The organism is Bacillus sp. AR13-1 (genome assembly GCF_008042285.1).
Classification (GTDB): Bacteria; Bacillota; Bacilli; order Bacillales; family Bacillaceae_G; genus Bacillus_A; species Bacillus_A mycoides.
In genome coordinates, this window is record NZ_QNUA01000044.1 from 1 (window position 1) to 21,747 (window position 21,747).

Here is a 21,747-nt window from a genome sequence, read left to right on the forward strand (position 1 = left end):
CCAGGTGGAGAGACAGAAAAACCAGGTGGAGAGACAGAAACACCAGGTGGAGAGACAGAAACACCAGGTGGAGAGACAGAAACACCAGGTGGAGAGACAGAAAACCAGGTGGAGAGACAGAAACACCAGGTGGAGAGACAGAAAAGCCAGGTGAAGGAGCAGAAAAACCAGGTGGGGAAACAGGAACACCAGGTGAAGGAATAGAAAAGCCAGGTGAAGGAACAGAAAGCCCAGGCGAAGAAGTAGAAAAGCCTAACTTACCAGAAAAAGAACAAGGCGGTTCTAATAATCAAAAACTTCCAGCTACAGGGCATAATACGGATTACCTTCCATTTATAGGTGTAATTCTGGTGTTATTAGGAATACGTTTAAGATTTATGATTAAAAATAGCTAATAGGTTTATAAAAGGCATAAGAGAAATGTTATCTCTTATGCCTTTAAATTTTTAATAGAAGAAATAAGGTAAAACCTTCTGTATTGACCTTCAAACGCCCTTCAAGTAAACTAAAGAGAGTTTGCAAATGAAAAGGTGATAATGTTGTTAATTTCAATTAAAACGTTACAAGATGATCGTTTTTTACGTCCGCTACAAAATATTGGCGGTTTATTTTTTGAAGAGAGCACGATAGGGTTTGAGAAAGAAGAAGCAAATCTTATCGTTGATATACAGATAGAAGGTAATGTGACAGCATCGGCTCGTTTAACAGATGTTGCAACCGGAAATGTATATGAAGAAACATTCGCAAAAGATTTATCTGCTTTCACAGAAGAAAAAGAACGTATGAAGCAAGTGAAACATGTTGTTTCTTACGTATATCTTTCTGTACTTCAACAGCTAACTGGACTTGAACAGAGCTGGGGAATATTAACTGGGGTACGCCCAACGAAACTTCTTCACAAACTACTTCAAAATGGTATGTCAAAAGAAGAAGCGCATAAAGAACTTCGTGAAAGTTATTTAATTCATGAAGAGAAAATTGAACTTCTTCAGCGTATTGTTGATTGCCAATTAGCGGTTGTTCCAGATTTATACCGCTTGAAAGAAGAAGTAAGTATTTACATCGGTATTCCGTTTTGTCCTACAAAATGTGCGTACTGTACGTTCCCGGCTTATGCAATTAACGGACGCCAAGGATCAGTTGATTCGTTCTTAGGCGGGTTACATTATGAAGTTCGTGAAATTGGTAAGTTTTTAAAAGAAAAAGGTGTTACAGTTACGACGATTTATTACGGCGGCGGTACACCGACGAGTATTACAGCAGAAGAGATGGATATGTTGTATGAAGAAATGTACCAAGCTTTCCCTGATGTGAAAGATGTACGTGAAGTAACAGTTGAGGCAGGTCGCCCAGATACGATCACACCAGCAAAGCTAGAAGTGTTAAATAAATGGAACATTGACCGTATTAGTATTAATCCGCAGTCATACCACCAAGAAACACTAAAAGCAATTGGACGTCATCACACTGTAGAAGAAACGATTGAGAAGTATCATTTAGCACGTGAAATGGGAATGAACAATATTAATATGGATTTAATTATTGGTCTTCCTGGTGAAGGATTAGACATCTTTAAGCATACGTTAGATGAAACAGAAAAGTTAATGCCAGAATCGTTAACAGTTCATACGTTATCATTTAAACGTGCTTCTGAAATGACGCAAAACAAACGTAAATATAAAGTAGCAGGTCGCGAAGAAATTACTGCGATGATGCATGAGGCGGAAGAGTGGACGAAGAACCATAATTACGTGCCATACTATTTATATCGTCAAAAAAATATTTTAGGTAACTTAGAAAACGTTGGGTATGCAATACCGACGCAAGAAAGTATCTACAATATTGTTATTATGGAAGAAGTACAATCGATTATCGGACTTGGTTGCGGGGCATCAAGTAAATTTGTTCACCCACAAACAGGAGCAATTACACACTTTGCGAATCCAAAAGATCCAAAATCATATAACGATGGCTTCGTGAAATATACAGAAGATAAACTGAAAATTTTAGAAGAGCTATTCGTGTAAGAAGAAGGGGGTTGTTCCGATTTGGAACAGCCTCTTTTTATATTGTCAGTTTTTGTCGGTAAGTCGATATATTCGAAAAATAGCTGATATAAATTGAGTTGCGTTCGATATATTCAAAAAACCGCCGATATAATTTCATTTACCATCAAACGGTCCATATGTAAAACTATGTCGATAATAATCAGAAAAATTAGTCAGATTATTAGAGGACAATGTCTACTTATAGACGAAATGATAGATTTATGAAAGAGAAAAGGGGGAAATTGTTGGCATGTACATGACGATAGGGAGAATTTTTGATTTGACAGTTGGCAAGTATCCGAATAAAGAGGCGTTAGTAGAACCAGAAAAAAATATTCGTTGGACATATAAACAGTGGGATGAGCAAATAAATAAAACGGCGCAAGCTCTATTGAAAGAAGGAGTAAGAAAGGGAGATTGTGTATCTGTTTACCTATATAACTGTCGTGAATTTGTAAACGTTTACTTAGCCTGTGCGAAAATTGGCGCGATCTTCAATCCAATTAATTTCCGCTTAAAAGCAAAAGAATTATCGTATATCCTCCAAGATGCAGCCTCGAAAGTAGTCGTCTTTGAAAAAGCAGTCGAATCAACAGTTACTATGATTGAACGAGATTTTCCAAATTCGTCTTTTTGGTACGTGGAAGACGATGCACCTTCCTATGCTAGTTCTTACCATGAAAAAGTAAATGAAGCATCAGCTGAAAAAGTAGATATTGTAGTCGATGAAATGGACTTTTGTTCTATGCTTTATACGAGCGGAACGACTGGTCATCCGAAAGGCGTACTACATCGCCATCGTGATATGGCTGAGCATAGTATGATTTGTACGTATTTCATAAAATATAACAGGGATAGCGCCGGTCTTGTGGTAGCGCCTTTATATCATTGCGGCGAGTTAAACGCTGGAATCATACCGCGCATTCAAGTTGGCGGAAAGAATGTTATTTTACATCATTTTGATACGGATAGAGTATTACATACCATTCAAGAAGAGAAGATTACGACGTTTTTTGCAGCACCGACGATGTGGAATATGTTACTGCAAAAAGATCTAACTAAGTATGATTTAACTTCGATGAAAATCGGTGTATATGGCGGGGCTGCGATGGCTCCGGCGTTAGTGAAGGAATGTAAAGAGCGTCTTTATATTGATCTTGTCCAAATTTACGGAATGACAGAAATGGGACCAGTTGTTGCGTTTCTCGTAGAAGAGGATCAAATTACGAAAGCTGGTTCAGCAGGAACGCCGTGCTTTAGCCATGAAATTCGAATTGTGAAACCGAACGAAGATGGACCAGCAGAGCCAGATGATACGTTGCCTCCTTATGAAGTAGGGGAAATTATTTTGCGCGGTCCAACTATGATGGCTGGTTATCATAATCGAGAAGAAGCAAATGCAAAATCGATGTATAAAGGATGGTATCACTCGGGTGATTTAGGTTATTTCGATAAAGATGGCTATTTATTCGTCGCAGATCGTGTGGATGATATGGTAATTAGCGGAGGCGTTAATATTTATCCACGTGAAATTGAAGATTTTCTTCATAGTCACCCTGGTGTATTAGATGTTGCGGTACTTGGTGAGCCCGATGAACTATGGGGAGAGCGTGTCGTTGCGGTTGTTGTAAAGAAAGATGAAAATATTACAGAAGCTGATTTAGAAACGTATTGCAAAGAAAGTGATGAATTAGCAGACTATAAACGTCCGCGTCATTACTTATTTGCAGATGAACTTCCTCGTAATGCGAGTGGGAAGTTGCAAAAATTTGTGCTGAGAGAGTCGTTAAAAGGTATGAAAAAATAATGAAAAAATGCCTTTCCAAATTCGGAAAGGCATTTTTATTACTTGCGTGAGAAACCTTCTTCATCAAGGTATTCCGCAGCTTCTGGATAAGAGTTGAATGTACCGTCTAAGTTTACGCCAGCGTAAACGTTCCACATGTCATCCTCTTGAATAAGAGTTAGGATATGGCCGTCTTCGTTACGCCATTCTTCTTCCGCAGCAGGTTCCATTGGTGCTACAATTTCCTCTTGCTCCTGTGATAGACGTTCAATTACTTTTTCAATTAATGAACGCAGTTCTTCTTCTGAAAACTCGCGGATGTTAATCATGCCTTTATCATCTGTTCTATAACCTTTAATGAAGTTTGCATATACAAATCCGTTTCCATTTGGGTGTAAATGATATACAACGTTCTTTTTATCTAAACGACTTTCTTCAAAGTGAAAGTTTACGCGTTTTAATGATACGTTCTTTCTTTCTAATTCCGGGAAAGATTCAATAATTGATAATTTTTCTTCAAAAGTTAGCATAGTGCCTCCAAGTATATAGTAAAAGATTTAATTTGTTCATTATAGCATAGTCAAGTTTGTTTCCAAAGGTAGATTCGTCATATTGCTGTTTTTTAGTTTGACTTGGGAAGGCTATTTGTAAATGTAGACGTTTACTTCACGAGACTGTAAAGAGTTTTTTATAAATACGCTAACGAATGATTTGTTTTAGATGTACAATGGAACATGGACTTTATAAGAAGGTGGTTATTTATATGTTTCAAAAAATAGCAAAGGAATGTTTAGCAGGGTTTACTGTTGCGATTGTTGCCTTGCCGCTAGCGATTGCATTTGGTATTGCTGCAACGGGAACGTCTGAGGGAGCACTGGTCGGATTGTATGGTGCAATTTTTGCAGGTTTGTTTGCGGCGTTATTTGGCGGTACACCGGGGCAAGTAACGGGTCCTACTGGGCCGATTACAGTAATTGCAACGGGCGTTATTGCAACTCACGGATTAGAAGCAAGTTTTATTGCATTTATGATGGCGGGGTTATTTCAAATTTTATTTGGTGTATGTAAGCTCGGCTCTTACGTTCGTTACATTCCGTATCCTGTTGTTTCAGGGTTTATGAATGGGATTGCACTGATCATTATTTTAGGTGAAATGAAGCACGTACAAAATAGCTTTCTGCTTGTGTTATTAACGATCATTGTAATGATTGTTTCTGGAAAATGGATTAAGGCCATTCCATCAAGTTTAGTAGCATTAGTAGGTGTTACAGTAACGTTGCCGTTATTTTCTTCTATGCTACAAGGAATTACGGTAAACTTACCAGTTGTAGGAACTCTTTCTTTAAATAAGATGATTGAAAAAATAGGTGCAATTCCAGAGGCGATGCCATCTCTTCACGTACCGAATTTAGACGCAAATGGCATGTTAGCACTTGTATTACCAGCACTTAGTATTGCTTTACTAGGATCAATTGACTCGTTATTAACGTCTGTCGTAATGGATAATGTGACGGGGACACGTCATAAAAGTAATAAAGAGTTAATCGGACAAGGTATTGGCAATATTGCGAGTGGTTTGTTCGGTGGATTAGCAGGAGCAGGTGCAACTGTTAGATCTATCGTCAATATAAGAAGCGGGGGGAAGACGGCACTGTCGGCTTGTATGCATAGTGTCATATTATTTATTTTCATTATGGGACTCGGTTCAGTGGTACAATATATTCCGCTTGCTGTATTATCAGGTATTTTAATTTTAACTGGCATAGGGATGTTTGATTGGGAAAGCATGAAGAAAGCACATGTAGCACCAAGAGGTGATGTGATTGTTATGTTCGTGACGATGGTTGTGACAGTGAAATTCGATTTAATGGTTGCTGTTGCGTTTGGCATTATTCTTTCCTTCATTATATACATGGTGAAGTGTAAAGAACGTAAAGCTTCTATTATAAAAGAAAAAGAAGCGACGTATACGATTCAGGGACCACTTTCATTTCTATCAGTAGATCGTATTTTTGCTTCTTTACAAGATGTGAAGTCACCAGTTAGTTTGCGTATGAAAGATGTACATTATATGGATGTATCAGGAGCTATGGCGTTATTAAACTTTGTTGAGCAATCGGATAAAGCAGGAGCGAGTGTGACACTTGAACATGTACATCCGCATGTTGAAAAGACGATAGTAATGATGGCGAATGATGAGCAAAAAGAGAAACTGCAGTTTTTAAAAGCTGAGACAATATAGGAATAGGAACCTTCACATGAACTGTATTGTAAAATGTGAGGGCTCTTTTTATTTGGATATGTGTTGTTTATGTGAGAAACTCTTATATCTGGATGTTGTAAATCCGTTGAGCATCAATTACACCATCTAACTTCAAATTATATTCACGCGTTGAGAAATGGCTACCTTCACAAATTAATTGTGTACGGTTAACGAAATCATAAACTTAAGATGGTTGAATAAGCCCTATTTCGTCTGATTTTTCGACTTTCTCAACTTCTTCGTATGCAAAGCGCTTTAGTATCTCGTTTTCTAAAGAAAGGAAAATTTGATAATTTTTTACTAAATTTAGCATGTTGTAAACCCTCCTCTTACTGACAAGAGCTACATTATATTACAGGTTTATCTTGAATAAGTAAAAGTAGTAAATTAAAGGGAAAACAGGATGGAAATAATCTTATTTTGTACATATTATATTTGGAACGAGAGTATTCAATATATAAGAAATTTGGTATGATAACTAAATGAAATAGAGTGAAGTTTCTCTAGATTAAGCAAGAATACTGACTTGATATTTATTTAGATCATATTTGAAAGAAAAGAGATAGAAGATGAATAAAAAGTTTGTAAAAGGCGCTGCAATTTTAACCATTACAACGTTCCTATCGAAAGTGGTGGGGAGTTTTTTTCAAATTCCATTGCAAAATATAGCGGGAGATGAAGTGCTTGGGATTTTTCGTCTCGTTTTTCCTGTATATATGATAGCCTTAACTTTATCAGTAGCAGGAGTCCCGCTAGCAATATCCCAGTTAATAGCTGATCTTCATGAAAAGAATGATCGTGACGGAATAGCTAAATTGTTTACGTCCGCATCTATTATCGGTGTTATATTTGGGGTGCTCGGATTTTTAATTATTATCATTGGATCGAGTGGCATTGCAAATATGCTTGGTGGGCAAGAGACGAGGCTAGCATTAATTGTTACTTCGTTTGCTTTATTAATCGCACCGTATATGGCAGTGTACCGTGGATATTTCCAAGGGTTCGGAGATATGATACCTACTGGTGTATCACAAGTAATTGAACAGTTGATACGCGTATTCTTTATGCTAACAATAGCCTATATATTTGTATATTGGAATAAAGGTAGTAATATCATAACAGGCGGAGCGATGATCGGTTCTTGTTTTGGTGTTATTACGTCACTCATATATTTGCGAATGAAATATGTAAAAAGCACGTATCGCTATAAGAGCGAAACATATTCATTACAAGATTTTAAGACAAACGCAAAAAACATACTCCGCGTTTCAATTCCAATTGCAATTGGAGCGTTATCGATGCCTGTTTTAAATTTAGTTGATTCTGTAACAATTCCACATGTATTACATGAATCTTCTACAACGATTCAGGAACAATTTGGTATATATAGCCGTGGTTTTGCATTTACGCAATTAATTGTTGTATTTGCAAGTGCGATAGTATTTCCGCTAATTCCATTATTAACAGCTGCTTTAACAAAAAAAGATATAGCTTTAGCTAAACTGACGGTAAAACGTACAAATGAATTTGCGCACGTTTTAACAATGCCGATAACGATATGGCTTATGGCGCTTGCAGTACCGCTTAATGTTGCATTATTTACAGATACAAAAGGAAGTGGCATGTTAGCTATTTTAATTGGTAGCTCGTATTTCACATCACTTATGGTATTATCAATAGGAATCTTGCAAGGGATTAATCGTTCGATGCGAGCAGCATGGATTGTCATCGGTGCAAGTTTCGTGAAAATTATATTAAATATAGCGCTAGTAAACCAATTCGGTATAAATGGAGCAGCGTATAGTACTCTAATTATTTATATAATGATTTGTATCGCAAATCATATTTATATTAGAAAAGATCTTTCCTATTCAATAGCTATAGGGAAATTTTTAGCTGTGATTGGAGTATCTAGTATTTTAGGTATAGTATTATACTTTGTGTCCACATTAATCAATGTGACAGATTCCAGGATTTTAGCAATGATATATAGTGCTGTAGCGCTAAGTATAGCTTCAGTGTTATATGGCATATGTGCACTTAAACTAAACTGGATATCGAAAGAACAAATTCCATTTTTACGTAAATAAAATCGTTTATTATAGAAAATGAACAATATTATAAATAGGTATGACTTGTTAGATGTTTGTGAAAGAAATCAATTTGAAGTTATCAAGCCTTTCTCGGAAAGGAATGGATAACAATTTGTTTAATTACAAAAAGAGTTGATTGCGAAATGTTGGAGGAGATTAAGAGTGCGGTTAGTTTTATCAGGATATTATGGTTTTTATAATGTTGGGGACGAAGCAATTTTGCAATCAATTATTAAAGCGTTACATGAAGAGGATCCTACTCTTGAGCTTGTTGTACTTTCAAATGACCCCAACTATACAAGGGAAATGTACGGTGTAGAAGCAGTAAACCGCTGGGATATAAGAGCGATTTACCGAGAAATAAAGAGAAGTAATGGTTTAATTAGCGGAGGCGGAAGTCTCTTACAAGATAAGACGAGTATTAAGAGTATTCTATATTATACAGGTATTATGCGGCTTGCTCGTTTTTTGAAAAAGCCGTATTATATTTACGCCCAAGGAATCGGACCTATTACGAAGAAGCAAAATCGTTTATTAGTGAAATGGCATGTATCAAAGGCTGAATATATATCAGTACGTGATGAAGACTCTTTTTTGTACTTAAAAGAAATTGGTATTAAGAAAGACATTGAACTTGTTCCAGATCCAGTATTAGCTTGTCAGCCAGAAGAAAAGAAATCCGATTGGCTTCAAAAACATTCGCTGCAAGGAAAAGTCGTTGCGGTTAGTGTAAGGTACTGGGATGCAAAAGAAGATTATATGAAGAAGTTAGCAGATACGCTTAAAAAGCTTAAGCAAGAGGGATACCATATTTTATTTGTACCGATGCATGGACCATTTGATCAAAATGCATCAAGGGATATCATTAATTTGATGGGAGAAGAAGCGCACATGCTCCCTTATAAAATGGATATTCACGAGAAAATCTCTATTTTATCAGAGTGCTCTCTTTTAATAGGGATGAGACTACATGCTCTTATATTATCGGCAGTTGCAAACACGCCTATGATTGGAATTTCATATGATCCGAAGATTGATTCGTTTTTACAACAAGTAAATCAGCCGATTATTGGGAATGTGGATGGAGGCTGGACGACAGAAACATTACACAGTATGGCGATTAAACAATTAGAGCAGACAGAATATGTACAGGAAACGTTAGGACAAAGAGTAGAGGAATTGCGAGAGCAAATTTCCATAGCGTCCAAATATATTATTAATGACTTACATGCAAAAGAGTCTATAAAAAGAGGAATGGAATCTTAGGATTAGAGGCCATTCCTCTTTTTATTTAGTACGTTGTCATTAAATAAAAAGAGATAGAGGGAAATTTCCTATCTCTTTCTCCTTTTTGTATTTGAAGGTAGTGATTAAAAAAGAGAAGGGACAAGTGAAATAATAACAATGTCGTAATCTATAATGGTTTAAGTTGTTACTGCCGGAAAATAGCGGAAATAATATAAACAAGCCTCTTGTAAATTTACAAGAGGCTTCTTTTATTGTTTAAACTTAAACATATCACCACTCAAATTCGAATCACTATACACAAACAATACCATGTTAATATTGTTGTCTTTAATGTATTGATATACATCCTTTTCGTGATAGTGACGAAGGTCGAGGATAGATGTGTGTTTGAAGCTTTGTGCTAAGTGAGGCACGATTGCGTTTGCGAATGAGTCTTTTAGGACTAAAGCTCGTACATCATTTGGTGCATTGTTGTTTTCGATAACGATTTCTGGATAGTCGTTTGTGTAATAGCCTGCGTATGATATGGTGTCTTTTTGTTTTTCTACGCCGTATAGTTCATCTAATGTGCGATATACTGTGCCATTTACATCTTTTGCAGCTACGCTCGTAAAGTTGAAACCGTCTTTCGGTGTGTAGTAGCATAGTTTTTCTCCAGTCGCATCGATCAGTTGGTAAAGCTGGTTGTTAAAGCTTCCGACTAGATGTTTATTTGGAGCACACGTACGAGTGTAATCTTCTTTTTTTATTTCTTTTCCTTTATATATAGAAGATTGTTGCGCGATTGTGTTCATTATATATTGATAGCCTAAGAAGGCACCATCCATATTCCAGTGATGGTCTGTTTTAAAGTACATACTTTGTATTTCTTCATTTGTATAGTTTTTCTTGAAATGTTCCATGAGTTTAATTGGCTTTACGTCCGCTGGAAGTTTATTTAGAAAATAATTTAAATTTTCCTGTGCATATGTATGAATATGAGAAGGTAATTTAAATGATAATGCATTCGTTTTGGACGGTGGTAAAGCAAAGTAAAACTCAATATTTTGTTCTTTTAAAAACTGAGATAAGTCGTTTACAGCTGGCATAGCTTGGTCAATCTCATTATATTTTGTAGCCCAAGCAGGGTTTTTTAGAAGCCATTTATCATCTGTTAGAATAATATCGTTAATGAGAGACTTGCCCATTTTAATTTGGGTAAGTGTATAATTTTTTATGAGATCATCTCTTCCGATTAATTGATCGTTTGTATATGTCTCAAAGTCTTTAAAGAAACTACCATTTAAGGCAGCTTCTTTTGTAAGAGCTGGTTTTTGAGCGAGCGGACGATTTTCAACGGGCGAAACTGCTCGGTCAGTTTTGAGAAGCGATAATATGCCAAATGAAAAGATAATGGTGAGAAAACCGATAAATAGGACGATGTTCCCCAATTTTTTCATAATAACTTTTCCTTCCTACATAAAGTGAAACTTTAATTAGTGGGGGTTTTGTTCATCCCCACTGATTATCAGCCTTAACCAATCGGGCTTTTACAGGCAGCCCGTCCCCCACCTAACTTCTTTGCTTTCGCTGAATTTTGAGGTGGGGGTCTTACTGCCCGGAAAATAGCGGGATAAGTTAAAACCTGAAGTAAATAAATGGATTATACGTCGAATTAATTAAATACATAATCGAAACCATAAATAATGTTAGTAATAATATAGGACGTACAACTTGCATCGTGAATATATACGTTTTGGGTGCAAGTTCTAATATGTTTTTAACACGTTTCAAAATTGGTGTCGCTGCGATAAAGGCAATGATAAATATGATAATGTATTCATGTATATATAGCATTGTGTTGTCATCGATGAAAGATTGCCTCTCTATGCCAAACATCGCTTTTAAATATTGGAATGAGTATGCGAAGTTATCAGCTCGGAAGAAGACCCAACCGATCATAACGATGATTAGTACATATGCATGTTGCAGCGGCTTCCATAGCTTATTTAATATTTTCTCGAGTCCAGCTTTTTCAATCGAGATAATAAAGCCGTAATATAATCCCCAGGCGATAAATGTCCAGCTTGCTCCGTGCCATAAACCGGTTAATCCCCATACGATGAAGAGGTTACGGTAGTTTGCTAGTTTGGAAACACGATTTCCGCCGAGCGGAATGTATATATAGTCGCGGAACCAAGAGCCTAGTGTAATGTGCCATCTTCTCCAAAATTCTGAAATGGATTTTGAGATGTACGGATAATTGAAGTTTTTCGGGAAATCAAATCCGAACATTTTTCCAAGTCCAATTGCCATATCAGAGTATCCTGAGAAATCGAAATAGATTTGAAGTGTATAGGCGATAATACCAATCCAAGCCGTTCCAGCGCTCATTTCAGACGGTGGTAAGGCAAAGATTTTATCTGCGACAAATCCAACTTGATTGGCGATTAACATTTTTTTCGCTAGTCCTAGAATGAAAATTTGGAGACCTTCTGTAAATCGTTCAAAAGAATGGATGCGCGTTTTAATTTGATCAGCAACGATATTGTAACGAACGATGGGTCCGGCAATAAGCTGCGGGAAAATTGATATATATAGTGCTAAGTTAAGTGGATTCTTTTGAACTGCGCCATCTTTACGGTATATATCGATGACGTATGACATCGCTTGGAACGTATAGAATGAAATTCCAATTGGTAGTGGAATAGGTTCCACATGAATAGATAAATGTAAAGTTTGATTCAAAATATCTGTGAAAAAGGAAATATATTTAAAATAAGAAAGTAATAAAATATTTCCGACCACAGCCATAATTAAAAATGTGACTTTCATATTTTTTCGTTTATCATAATGATGCACGAGTAGGCCGAAGCAGTAGTTTAAAAGAATAGAAAAGAGCATTAAGAGGACGAATCGTGGTTCTCCCCATGCATAGAAAATTAAACTAAATGCAAGTAATACGAAATTACGTAGCTCGGCACGCACTATAAAATAGAAAAATAATACGAGAGGTAAAAAGATAAATAAGAAAACAGAACTACTAAATACCAAAGGACTCTCCTCACTTTTTTCAAAATACATTTCGTGCAAAAAACCGACATTTTTATTATATATTCTTTTAAATAAAAGTGCCTTTAATATTTTATCATGTTAATAATTCGATTGAAATGATTATCCTATATAATAGAAGAAAAGGGGAGCGGAATCCTTTTGACACTCACTATTTGGATAAGATAAGATGAATAAGTTGTGATTTGTTTAGAAGGGAAGAGATGGTGTGTTATTTAACTCATTTGAGTTTATTTTTTTATTTTTACCGATAGCATTTCTTTTATATTTTCTATTAAATAAATTTGGACATGCTACATTAGCGAAAGCTTGGCTCGTTGCGGCCTCTTTATTTTTCTATAGTTATTGGAATGTGAAATATTTACCGCTTATGTTAGTGTCGCTCATTGTGAACTACTTTATCGGAATGAGGCTCGTAAAACATAAGAGTAAACTTCTTTTAACGGTAGGGTTAATATTTAATATAGGAATGCTTAGTTATTTCAAGTATTATGATTTTTTCTTGCAAAATGTTAATGCATTAATTGGAACTCATTTTACATTATTATCATTAACGTTACCGCTCGCGATTAGTTTCTATACGTTTCAAAAGATTGCATTTTTAGTAGATACGTATCGCGGGGAAACGAAGGCATGTCATTTTCTTGATTACGCATTGTTTGTAACGTTTTTCCCGCAGCTTATTGCAGGGCCGATTGTACATCATGCACAAATTATGCCGCAGTTTGCGGATAGTAGCAAAAAGCGCTGGCAATCGAAGTATATCGTTCTTGGTATATTTGTATTTGCAGTTGGTATTTTCAAAAAGGTAGGTATTGCAGATGTATTATCACCCCTTGTACATGAAGGGTTTGATGTGCAGCAATCATTAACATTTGTCGAAGCATGGCTTTCGTCGTTAGCGTTTACGTTCCAATTGTATTTTGATTTTAGTGGATATAGTGATATGGCAATTGGAATCGCTTTAATGTTTAATATTAAATTACCTCAAAATTTTAATTCACCGTATAAAGCAGTGAATATACAAGATTTTTGGCATCGTTGGCATATGACGCTTAGCCAGTTTTTAACGAAGTACGTATACATTTCTCTAGGAGGAAATCGAAAAGGAATTACGCGTACATACGCAAATATTATGATTGTATTTTTAATAAGTGGACTTTGGCATGGAGCTGGTTGGACATTTGTTTTTTGGGGATTCTTGCACGGTTTGGCTTCTGTTATTCATCGCTTATGGAGTAAAGCAGGAGGGCGCATGCCAGCCTTTGCTGGTTGGTTCGTTACGTTTTTCTTCATTAATATAACGTGGGTATTCTTTAGGGCAACATCTATGCATGATGCGGTGAAAGTGTTAAAAGGAATGTTCGGACTAAATGGAATCGAATTAGCAAATAGCGTATTCCCGGCATTTATAATAGAGAAGCTGCAATTTTTAAAAGAGTACGGTGTTTCATTTAGTGAAGGGTACCATGTCTCTTTATTAGATCCAAAAATGGTAGCGTATATTTTCGGAGCGTTATGTATTAGTTTCTTCTTAAAAAATTCAATTCAGTTAAAGGATTCATTCCGTCCGAATGTATGGACTGCTTTATTTACTGCAGTATTGCTCGTATATAGCGTGTTACATTTAACGAGTATTAGTGAGTTTTTATACTTTAATTTCTAGGTGGAGAATATGAAAAACAAACATTGGCTTATTTTCGTTTTTGTATGTGTTTTTGTTCCTCTGGCAGGTGTCGGGATATTTAATAGCTATATAGATTCACTTTGGTTATTCCCGCATAAAAATAAGTGGAATGATGTTCAGTACGGGTTTAACGAGAGACAACAGAAAACAAATTATATAACGTACCGTCCGTTTACATATGATGGAGTTATACTTGGAAGTAGTAGAACGACTTTTATTAACGAGAATGACTTCACCGGGTTAAACGCATTTAATTATGCGGTAAGCAGTACAGATCCGCGTGAGTATGATGCATATATTGAATATGCAAAAGAACAAAAAGGTAGTGGACTCGAGTCTATTGTACTTGGTTTAGATTTCCTTGGAACGAACAAAAATAGGGAAATTGGTTTTGATAAACCAGAAGCGTATATTAAGCAGGCGCAAAGTTTATTGTATCCGATTAAATCGTATATAAGTATGGACGTGATTACTTATTCAAAGAATACAATTGCAAATTCCACCCATCATAGTACGAATCTTGACCGGTACAATCGAGAGAATATAAAATCGATGCGCGATTATACGAAAGAAGAACGTGATGCGCAAATAGCGGCGCAAGTAGATAAGTTTAGTAAAGAGATTTACGGCGGGAATTATGAGTATCAAAATATGAAAGAAATATTAGGAACAGTAAAGGCTCATAATCCGAACACGAAGTTTTATATTTTTACAACGCCTGTTTCAGAGCCTCTGTTCCGTACGATGATTCAATCAGGGCGATGGGAAGATTATAAAAAATGGCTTCATGACGCTGTAGATGTATTTGGAGAAGTGCACCATTTCATGTATCTTAATTCCGTTACAACGAATTTAGATAACTATATGGATGGGCATCATTTCAGACCGGAAGTTGGAAAGTTGATTGCGCATAAAGTTGTAAATGAGGAAGATAGCAACGTCCCGAAAGACTTCGGCATTGTTATTACGAAGGATAATATTGATGAGGTGTTGGAGGGGATTCAGGCGTCTTTTCAATAAAAAATAGATCATAAATGTGGTCTATTCTTTGCCGAGTAGACTGTATACCAAAATGAAGCAGCCACCGAGATCTGATGGCTGCTTCATTTTATTCTACCTCTAAATCAACAATTAAGTAAGCGAGTATAACAACGAAGAAAATACTAACGGCCGGCGCTGTTAGTACGTGACCGGACATAAAGGCAATTCCAAGTGATAGTATAACGGCACTAGCTAGTAGCATATATTTCACAGTTAATATTTTCTTAAAGTTTGTTATGATGCTGAGTAATAATTTAATACCGAAGTAAAGGAATGGTATGAAGTAAATAAGAGAACCGATGATTCCGAATGCAAAGAATATGTCATGGAAGTCCATTTCGATTAATTTAATTTTAACCGTATAGTTACCAGCATAGCCCATTCCGAATAATTTTTGTGATAGTGGTGCGTCTTTATAGTATTGTTTGTATACTTTTAAAAACTTATCGCGATCACTGTAAATTAAACTTTTGACCTCAGAGTCTGTTAGTTCACCTTTTGCATGTTTTTTCTCTGCGTCAGGATCTTCTTTAATTATTTTTCCTTCTTTTCTATCCTTTTCTTCTTGTACTGATTTTTTGTATTCGTATATTTGCATGTGGATGCCCATATTTTTTGCGATAGGAGTATGCGGTGTAAGGGCAATTAAACCTCCTAGTATAATAGCGGCAACAACTGTATTTACGAGATATGTGAATCCTTTTCCTTCTTTTTTGCGATGAACCATATATTCAATGAATGAGAATAAAAGTGCCACGCCAAGCGTTAGAACAATTGCACCATATCCTACTTTAGTTCCGACCATAATACTTGCATACATCGCGAGTATTGTTGGAATCCAGTAATAGATTTTCGAGAAAGAAGTTGTTTTATGAATCGAATATAACACTACGATTGGGAACATAATTGCAAAAATAGAACTTAAATCATTCCCAGCAAAGAACCAACCTCTTGAACCAATCTTTGAGTGAGGGTAGCTTGGGAAATCTGTACTAGTTTGCATCGCAACAATCAGTGTGATGCTTAAAATTAAAGTTGTATATAAGAAATATGTAATGATTTTATGAAATGCATATTCTTTATTTTTTAACTCTTTAAAGGCGATAATATATCCAAACAGTAGCACAATTGGATATATGCTCTTTAAAATAAATTTCACTTCTTCGCCAAATGAAACTGGAGATTTAATCATCATATTATTTACAAGACCAATTGCTAGTACGATCCCGAGTAGGCATAAATAGAGAATGTACTTTTTCGCCCCATGTTGTTTTCTATGAAGAAGTAGATAACCTAATGCAAGAAGCATAAAGGCGAAACGGACTACGATTCCAACAGTTGCGCTCATGTGTAATACATAGATTGAAAAAGACGTTAATAAATCTAAAATTGGTTGAAACACAATGAATAGCAATAGGAAATGCGGGAAGTAGTTATCCGTTTGTTTCAACTTATTAACCATATATTCCTCCATTTCTTCATTCCTTTAGTTCAATACCCAAGAGATGGGGATAAAAGCCTTATTTACATAATAAGGCGAATGAATTTCAATATTTGTTTTTTTGAATCAAACTTAAGAATACACCATTTCATTGTAATGGTAAATAGATGAAAAGCATGGATAAACCGACTTTAATTTCTATATTTTTTAACGAAATTGTATGTTTTATACGGAGATACATACAAATTACGAGAATATTAGACAGAAAATTAAGAAAAAAGAAGGATTTTCAACATGCTTTCTATAATTATATAAGTATAATCTTTATGTGGAAAAGAGGGGTATATATAATGGAAGTAACAAGTAAAACAGAATCTGTTGTTGTGAAATATGAAGGGCGCGTAGCAACGGTTATGGTTAATCGTCCAGAGGTTTTAAATGCATTAGATGAACCAACGTTAAAAGAGTTATTACAAAAGTTGAAAGAAGTGGCGGAAAGTTCTGTTCACGTTGTTGTGTTGTGTGGAAGTGGCCGTGGTTTTTCTGCGGGTGGAGATATTAAATCAATGCTTTCAAGTAATGATGAAAGTAAGTTTGAAGGCATCATGAATACAATTTCTGAAATCGTTGTGACGTTATATACGATGCCGAAGCTTGTTATTAGTGCAATTCATGGGCCGACTGCTGGACTTGGATTAAGTATCGCATTAACAGCTGATTATGTCATGGCAGATATATCATCAGTTATTGCGATGAACTTTATTGGAATCGCTTTAATTCCAGATGGTGGTGGCCATTTCTTCCTTCAAAAGCGCGTCGGTGAAAATATGACGAAGAAAATCATTTGGGAAGGGAAGAAATTATCAGCGGCAGAAGCGCTAGATATCGGTTTAATTGACGAAGTAATCGGTGAGGATTTCCAAACGGCTGTGAAGCAAAAAATTAATGAATGGTTACAAAAACCAATCAAGGCAATGATTCAAACGAAACAAATTTTATGTGAAGTGAATCGTTCTAATTTAGAACAAACGCTTCAGCTCGAAAAGCGTGGTCAATATGCGATGAGACAAACAGCGGACCATAAAGAAGGTATTGCTGCTTTTCTAGAAAAACGTTTACCAGCATTTAAAGGGGAATAAAGTGAAACTTTAATCCGTGGGGATTTGTTTATCCCCCGCGGATTATTAGTCTTACTGCCCGTTAATTCGAGATAAAGGGAAGAAAGTGCTAACACATTTTAGTATAATTGTGTTAGCACTTTTTTTAGGAGTAATAAATGAAGAAAATTATCGGTGTTATCGTTATTATTTTACTAACATATTATGCTTTGCATAGTACACCACCTCTTGCGGTACGGACTGTATTATTCTTTGAGGGACATCCAACTGTTGCTTTCTCTGGTGAAGTGAAGAAAGAACGGGATGTGAAAAAAGAGGCGATTCCTGATGAGTACCAAACCTTATACGGCGATAAGAAAGAAGAACCAGAGCATTACTTCTTTCCGGTAGTAAAGGCGCACGGATCAGGAATTGATATGTTAAGTGCTTGTGTGAAAAAAGAGTGGTTTTTCTATAAAGCAGAGCTTGGGTGTTATTAAAAGTGGGAGGAAAAGTGATGTCAACTTATAACAGGTTAGTAAGAGATCGTGTCCCGGAGAAAATTTTGATGTCTGGAAAAACATATACAGCACAAAAATTAACAGGGCAAGCTTACATACAAGCGTTAGCGAAAATTGGTACAGAAGAAATTCGTGAATTTGCTTCGATGAAAGAGCGTGAACATGCGCTAGATTCACTTGCAGATGCACTTGAAATTATTATTTCATTAGCGCGTGCAGAAGGTGCAACAATGGAAGATATAGAGCTTATTCGTAAGCAGAAAGAAGAAGAGCGCGGCGGATTTACAAGAGGGATTTATTTGATGGACGTTTCGGAAGAGTAGTTTTATCCCGCTATTTGCGGGCAGTAAGACCCCAAACTCAAAATTCGGCGAATGCGAAGGAGTCGGGCTGATTAAAGTTTCACTTTATAGAAAAAGCACAGTGTTAATGGAGATAATGCGGTGCTTTTTTGTCATTGAGATTAGGATAAAGTGAATTTTATTATAATTTAGAAAATTAAACTATATGAGTAGAGGTTTTATCGTAATTTCGCTATACTAAATAGTAGAGAAAATGAGGAGGAAACGACAATGGCACATCATACGAAAGAAACGATGGAACTTATTAAGGAGCTTGTCTCTATTCCAAGTCCATCTGGAAACACGGCGAAAATTATTAGTTTTATTGAAAATTATGTAAGTGAGTGGAATGTAGAGACGAAGCGTAATAATAAAGGTGCTCTTATTTTAACGGTTAAAGGAAAGAATGATGAGCAGCATCGTTTATTAACTGCACACGTTGATACGTTAGGGGCAATGGTGAAAGAAATTAAGCCTGACGGTCGTCTTCGTCTATCTATGATTGGTGGATTTCGCTGGAACTCTGTAGAAGGAGAATATTGCGAAATTGAAACGTCAAGCGGTAAGAAATATACAGGCACAATTTTAATGCATCAAACTTCTGTCCATGTGTACAAAGATGCAGGGGAAGCGAAGCGCGATGAGAAAAATATTGAAGTGCGTATTGATGAGCGTGTCTTTTCAGCAGATGCAGTACGTGGGTTAGGAATTGAAGTAGGAGACTTCGTTTCATTTGATCCACGCGTTCAAATTACAGAGAGTGGATACATAAAATCACGTCATTTAGACGATAAAGTAAGTGTAGCAATTCTATTAAAATTAATTAAAAGATTGCAAGATGAAAAGGTAACATTGCCATATACAACACATTTCTTAATTTCTAATAATGAAGAAATTGGATACGGTGGAAACTCAAATATTCCAGAAGAAACGGTAGAATATTTAGCAGTTGATATGGGAGCGTTAGGTGATGGACAAACATCTGATGAATATACAGTATCCATTTGTGCGAAAGACTCTAGCGGTCCATACCATTACGCTTTACGTAAGCATTTAGTTGAATTGGCGAAAGCGAATGCTATTGAATATAAAGTGGATATTTATCCCTACTACGGATCAGACGCATCAGCTGCGATTCACGCTGGATTTGATGTGAAACATGCATTAATTGGAGCTGGTATTGATTCTTCTCACGCATTTGAGCGTACGCATGAAAGCTCGATTGCACATACAGAAGCACTTGTTTATGCATATGCGTTATCAGAAATGATAGTAGAATAGTGAGAGGGTGGTTGATTCTATGAATCAGCCACTTTTTTGTGCATAAAAAATACTTTAATTGTATTTTATTGTACAATATTAAGAAAGTAGGTTTACTACAGAATTCTAGTATTATAGAATGATAGAGGAGCACTAATTTTTTTTGCTCGCATTTGTTATAATTTGTATATTAAGATTACGTGTTATTGTAAATGATTTTTGAGAGGAGTATTATTTTTTATGAAGTATCGTGCAGTCGCGGCTGGTATTTTAGCCGCAAGTTTATTATCGTCTCCAGTTAGTAGTTTCGCAGCAGGGAAGAAGTTTTCGGATGTTCCTACATGGGCGCAGGAATCGGTTGACTATTTAGTAGGGAAAAAAGCGCTTGATGGAAAACCAGACGGAACGTTTTCTCCATCTGAAGCAGTAGATAAAGGATCAGCTGCAAAAATATTAGCAGCAGTTCTTGGCTTACCAATTGATCCAAAAGCGAAACCATCTTTTAAAGATTCGCAAAACCATTGGGCAGCACCATATATTGCCGCGGTAGAAAAAGCGGGTGTAATTAATGGAGATGGTACTGGGAAATTCAATCCATCAAGCCAAATTAACCGTGCATCAATGGCATCTATGCTTGTACAAGCATATTCATTAGATAAGAAAATTATTGGAGAACTTCCAACGCAGTTTAAAGATTTGGAACCTCATTGGGGTAAGAAACAAGCTAATATTTTAGTAGCTTTAGAGATTTCAATGGGTACAGGAAATGGCTGGAATCCTGACGGTACTGTAAGTCGTGCTGAAGCAGCTCAGTTCATCGCGATGGCAGATAAAAATAAAACAAATACATCGAAAAGAATGTATATGAATAGAAACTTTATTACATATCATCAAGCATCGTTATCATCTGGTATTACTGACACTCAACATAAGCCACAAATGCTTGAAGTGAAAGAGCAAAGAGCGGACGGTTGGTTGAAGGTTGTAACAAGTAAAGGTGAGAAGTGGACACCATTACAAGAAAAAACAGAGTCTATTAATCAAGAATTCACTACATATCAAGAAGCTTCACATACGTCTACAGTGGCAGGCACACATAAAGCACAACAAGTAACTGTTATTGAAGAGAAAGATAGCTGGATTCGTATCCGTATGGGAGCTGGCTTCCAATGGGTGGATAAAAATCAATTAAACCCAGTGAAGCAAGGTAACTTCCTAGAAGGTAAAGCGATTATTATTGATCCAGGTCATGGGGGAATTGACTCAGGGAATCCTGGTTATTATGAGAAAGAAAGTCAAACCGTATTAGATGTATCATTACGATTACAGAAAATATTTGAGAAAAAGACACCGTTTACTGTGTTATTCACTCGTACAGATGATACACGTCCAGGAACAAGTGCTTCTGATTCTTTAAAGAAACGTGTAGAATTTGCTCAAAAAAATAATGGGGATATCTTTGTAAGTATCCATGGTAATGGTACGGAAAGTAAAAATGGACAAGGTACAGAAACATTCTACTATGAATCAGCGACAGCAAGAGGGACAAACCCGAATGTATCAGAAAGTCGTTTATTAGCAGAGAAAATTCAAGAGCGTCTTGTAGATGCACTTGGAACAAAAGATCGCGGTGTGAAGAAAGGCGATTTATATGTAATTAGAGAAAACACAATGCCAGCTGTATTAGCAGAATTAGCATTTGTAGATAATAAAAGCGATGCTGATAAAATTGCTACACCAGAACAGAGACAAAGTGCAGCAGAAGCTATTTATCAAGGAATTTTAGATTACTACGAAGCAATGGGTAACAACGTATCTTCTTTCCGTTAATAAATAAAAGAGATTGCCATATGATATGATCCCCTTATAG

17 protein-coding genes and 1 pseudogene are annotated in these 21,747 nt (G+C 36.2%); 13 read left to right on the forward strand and 5 right to left on the reverse strand.

Features of this window, described 5'->3' with window-relative positions:
- The 3 genes from DN408_RS27115 to DN408_RS27125 form a co-directional block, all read left to right on the forward strand.
- Positions 1 to 395, forward strand: a 395-nt coding sequence (locus tag DN408_RS27115; protein WP_304487905.1) for an LPXTG cell wall anchor domain-containing protein, incomplete at its 5' end; no start/stop codon positions are given.
- A 141-nt stretch (positions 396 to 536) separates the two neighbouring features.
- Complete coding sequence (locus tag DN408_RS27120; protein ID WP_002010930.1) at positions 537 to 2,027, forward strand: coproporphyrinogen III oxidase; 1,491 nt, start codon at positions 537 to 539, stop codon at positions 2,025 to 2,027.
- A gap of 271 nt (positions 2,028 to 2,298) precedes the next feature.
- Positions 2,299 to 3,855: a fatty acid--CoA ligase gene (locus DN408_RS27125; protein ID WP_033730860.1), complete on the forward strand. Its 1,557-nt coding sequence runs from the start codon at positions 2,299 to 2,301 to the stop codon at positions 3,853 to 3,855.
- Between the two features lie 38 nt (positions 3,856 to 3,893).
- On the opposite strand, the gene DN408_RS27130 is transcribed toward DN408_RS27125, so the two are convergent.
- Complete coding sequence (locus DN408_RS27130; RefSeq protein WP_002010927.1) at positions 3,894 to 4,364, reverse strand: hypothetical protein; 471 nt, start codon at positions 4,362 to 4,364, stop codon at positions 3,894 to 3,896.
- 233 nt (positions 4,365 to 4,597) lie between these two features.
- Here DN408_RS27130 and DN408_RS27135 point away from each other — a divergent pair, with 233 nt between their 5' ends.
- A complete protein-coding gene (locus DN408_RS27135) occupies positions 4,598 to 6,076 on the forward strand; it encodes a SulP family inorganic anion transporter (protein ID WP_078178431.1) in 1,479 nt (492 codons plus the stop codon).
- A gap of 88 nt (positions 6,077 to 6,164) precedes the next feature.
- On the opposite strand, the pseudogene DN408_RS32230 reads toward DN408_RS27135, so the two are convergent.
- A pseudogene (locus tag DN408_RS32230) lies at positions 6,165 to 6,386 on the reverse strand (hypothetical protein); the annotation flags it as partial.
- Positions 6,387 to 6,666: 280 nt separating this feature from the next.
- On the opposite strand from DN408_RS32230, the gene DN408_RS27145 reads away from it, so the two are divergent.
- Together DN408_RS27145 and csaB are read left to right on the forward strand one after the other, a co-directional pair.
- Positions 6,667 to 8,187: a putative polysaccharide biosynthesis protein gene (locus tag DN408_RS27145; RefSeq protein ID WP_147740456.1), complete on the forward strand. Its 1,521-nt coding sequence runs from the start codon at positions 6,667 to 6,669 to the stop codon at positions 8,185 to 8,187.
- Between the two features lie 165 nt (positions 8,188 to 8,352).
- Positions 8,353 to 9,456: a polysaccharide pyruvyl transferase CsaB gene (gene csaB / locus DN408_RS27150; protein WP_078178429.1), complete on the forward strand. Its 1,104-nt coding sequence runs from the start codon at positions 8,353 to 8,355 to the stop codon at positions 9,454 to 9,456.
- 230 nt (positions 9,457 to 9,686) lie between these two features.
- Here the strand turns inward: csaB and patB1 are convergent, their stop codons facing one another.
- Positions 9,687 to 10,877 (reverse strand): secondary cell wall polysaccharide O-acetyltransferase PatB1, encoded by a 1,191-nt coding sequence (gene patB1, locus DN408_RS27155; RefSeq protein ID WP_002186622.1) that lies wholly within the window; start codon positions 10,875 to 10,877, stop codon positions 9,687 to 9,689.
- Between the two features lie 178 nt (positions 10,878 to 11,055).
- A complete protein-coding gene (locus DN408_RS27160; RefSeq protein WP_002186620.1) occupies positions 11,056 to 12,471 on the reverse strand; it encodes an MBOAT family O-acyltransferase in 1,416 nt (471 codons plus the stop codon).
- Between the two features lie 226 nt (positions 12,472 to 12,697).
- Between DN408_RS27160 and DN408_RS27165 the strand changes: the two genes are divergently transcribed.
- Both DN408_RS27165 and DN408_RS27170 read left to right on the forward strand, forming a co-directional pair.
- Entirely contained in the window at positions 12,698 to 14,155 is a 1,458-nt protein-coding gene (locus tag DN408_RS27165) for an MBOAT family O-acyltransferase (RefSeq protein ID WP_002186618.1), read from the forward strand.
- Between the two features lie 9 nt (positions 14,156 to 14,164).
- Entirely contained in the window at positions 14,165 to 15,196 is a 1,032-nt protein-coding gene (locus DN408_RS27170; protein WP_078178428.1) for a hypothetical protein, read from the forward strand.
- A gap of 88 nt (positions 15,197 to 15,284) precedes the next feature.
- On the opposite strand, the gene DN408_RS27175 is transcribed toward DN408_RS27170, so the two are convergent.
- Positions 15,285 to 16,679, reverse strand: coding sequence for an O-antigen ligase family protein (locus DN408_RS27175; protein WP_002186616.1), 1,395 nt, complete (start codon positions 16,677 to 16,679; stop codon positions 15,285 to 15,287).
- A 329-nt stretch (positions 16,680 to 17,008) separates the two neighbouring features.
- Here DN408_RS27175 and DN408_RS27180 point away from each other — a divergent pair, with 329 nt between their 5' ends.
- From DN408_RS27180 to DN408_RS27200, 5 genes are all read left to right on the forward strand, one after another.
- Positions 17,009 to 17,797: an enoyl-CoA hydratase gene (locus DN408_RS27180; protein WP_078178427.1), complete on the forward strand. Its 789-nt coding sequence runs from the start codon at positions 17,009 to 17,011 to the stop codon at positions 17,795 to 17,797.
- Positions 17,798 to 17,934: 137 nt separating this feature from the next.
- Positions 17,935 to 18,255 (forward strand): hypothetical protein, encoded by a 321-nt coding sequence (locus DN408_RS27185; RefSeq protein ID WP_147740457.1) that lies wholly within the window; start codon positions 17,935 to 17,937, stop codon positions 18,253 to 18,255.
- Between the two features lie 17 nt (positions 18,256 to 18,272).
- On the forward strand, positions 18,273 to 18,599 hold the full coding sequence (locus DN408_RS27190) for a nucleoside triphosphate pyrophosphohydrolase (RefSeq protein ID WP_002186614.1): 327 nt from the start codon (positions 18,273 to 18,275) through the stop codon (positions 18,597 to 18,599).
- A 249-nt stretch (positions 18,600 to 18,848) separates the two neighbouring features.
- On the forward strand, positions 18,849 to 19,898 hold the full coding sequence (locus tag DN408_RS27195; RefSeq protein WP_002186613.1) for a M42 family metallopeptidase: 1,050 nt from the start codon (positions 18,849 to 18,851) through the stop codon (positions 19,896 to 19,898).
- A 219-nt stretch (positions 19,899 to 20,117) separates the two neighbouring features.
- The gene (locus DN408_RS27200) at positions 20,118 to 21,707 is read left to right on the forward strand and encodes an N-acetylmuramoyl-L-alanine amidase (RefSeq protein WP_078178426.1); all 1,590 of its coding nucleotides are present in this window, start codon (positions 20,118 to 20,120) and stop codon (positions 21,705 to 21,707) included.
- Positions 21,708 to 21,747 lie beyond the last annotated feature (40 nt).

Bases quoted from the DNA above. Each gene is read 5' to 3' on its own strand.
- DN408_RS27120 (WP_002010930.1), top strand. From the start codon at position 537: ATGTTGTTAATTTCAATTAAAACGTTACAAGATGATCGTTTTTTACGT.
- DN408_RS27125 (WP_033730860.1), top strand. From the start codon at position 2,299: ATGTACATGACGATAGGGAGAATTTTTGATTTGACAGTTGGCAAGTAT.
- DN408_RS27130 (WP_002010927.1), bottom strand. From the start codon at position 4,364: ATGCTAACTTTTGAAGAAAAATTATCAATTATTGAATCTTTCCCGGAA.
- DN408_RS27135 (WP_078178431.1), top strand. From the start codon at position 4,598: ATGTTTCAAAAAATAGCAAAGGAATGTTTAGCAGGGTTTACTGTTGCG.
- DN408_RS27145 (WP_147740456.1), top strand. From the start codon at position 6,667: ATGAATAAAAAGTTTGTAAAAGGCGCTGCAATTTTAACCATTACAACG.
- patB1 (WP_002186622.1), bottom strand. From the start codon at position 10,877: ATGAAAAAATTGGGGAACATCGTCCTATTTATCGGTTTTCTCACCATT.
- DN408_RS27170 (WP_078178428.1), top strand. From the start codon at position 14,165: ATGAAAAACAAACATTGGCTTATTTTCGTTTTTGTATGTGTTTTTGTT.
- DN408_RS27175 (WP_002186616.1), bottom strand. From the start codon at position 16,679: ATGGTTAATAAGTTGAAACAAACGGATAACTACTTCCCGCATTTCCTA.
- DN408_RS27180 (WP_078178427.1), top strand. From the start codon at position 17,009: ATGGAAGTAACAAGTAAAACAGAATCTGTTGTTGTGAAATATGAAGGG.
- DN408_RS27185 (WP_147740457.1), top strand. From the start codon at position 17,935: ATGAAGAAAATTATCGGTGTTATCGTTATTATTTTACTAACATATTAT.
- DN408_RS27190 (WP_002186614.1), top strand. From the start codon at position 18,273: ATGTCAACTTATAACAGGTTAGTAAGAGATCGTGTCCCGGAGAAAATT.
- DN408_RS27195 (WP_002186613.1), top strand. From the start codon at position 18,849: ATGGCACATCATACGAAAGAAACGATGGAACTTATTAAGGAGCTTGTC.
- DN408_RS27200 (WP_078178426.1), top strand. From the start codon at position 20,118: ATGAAGTATCGTGCAGTCGCGGCTGGTATTTTAGCCGCAAGTTTATTA.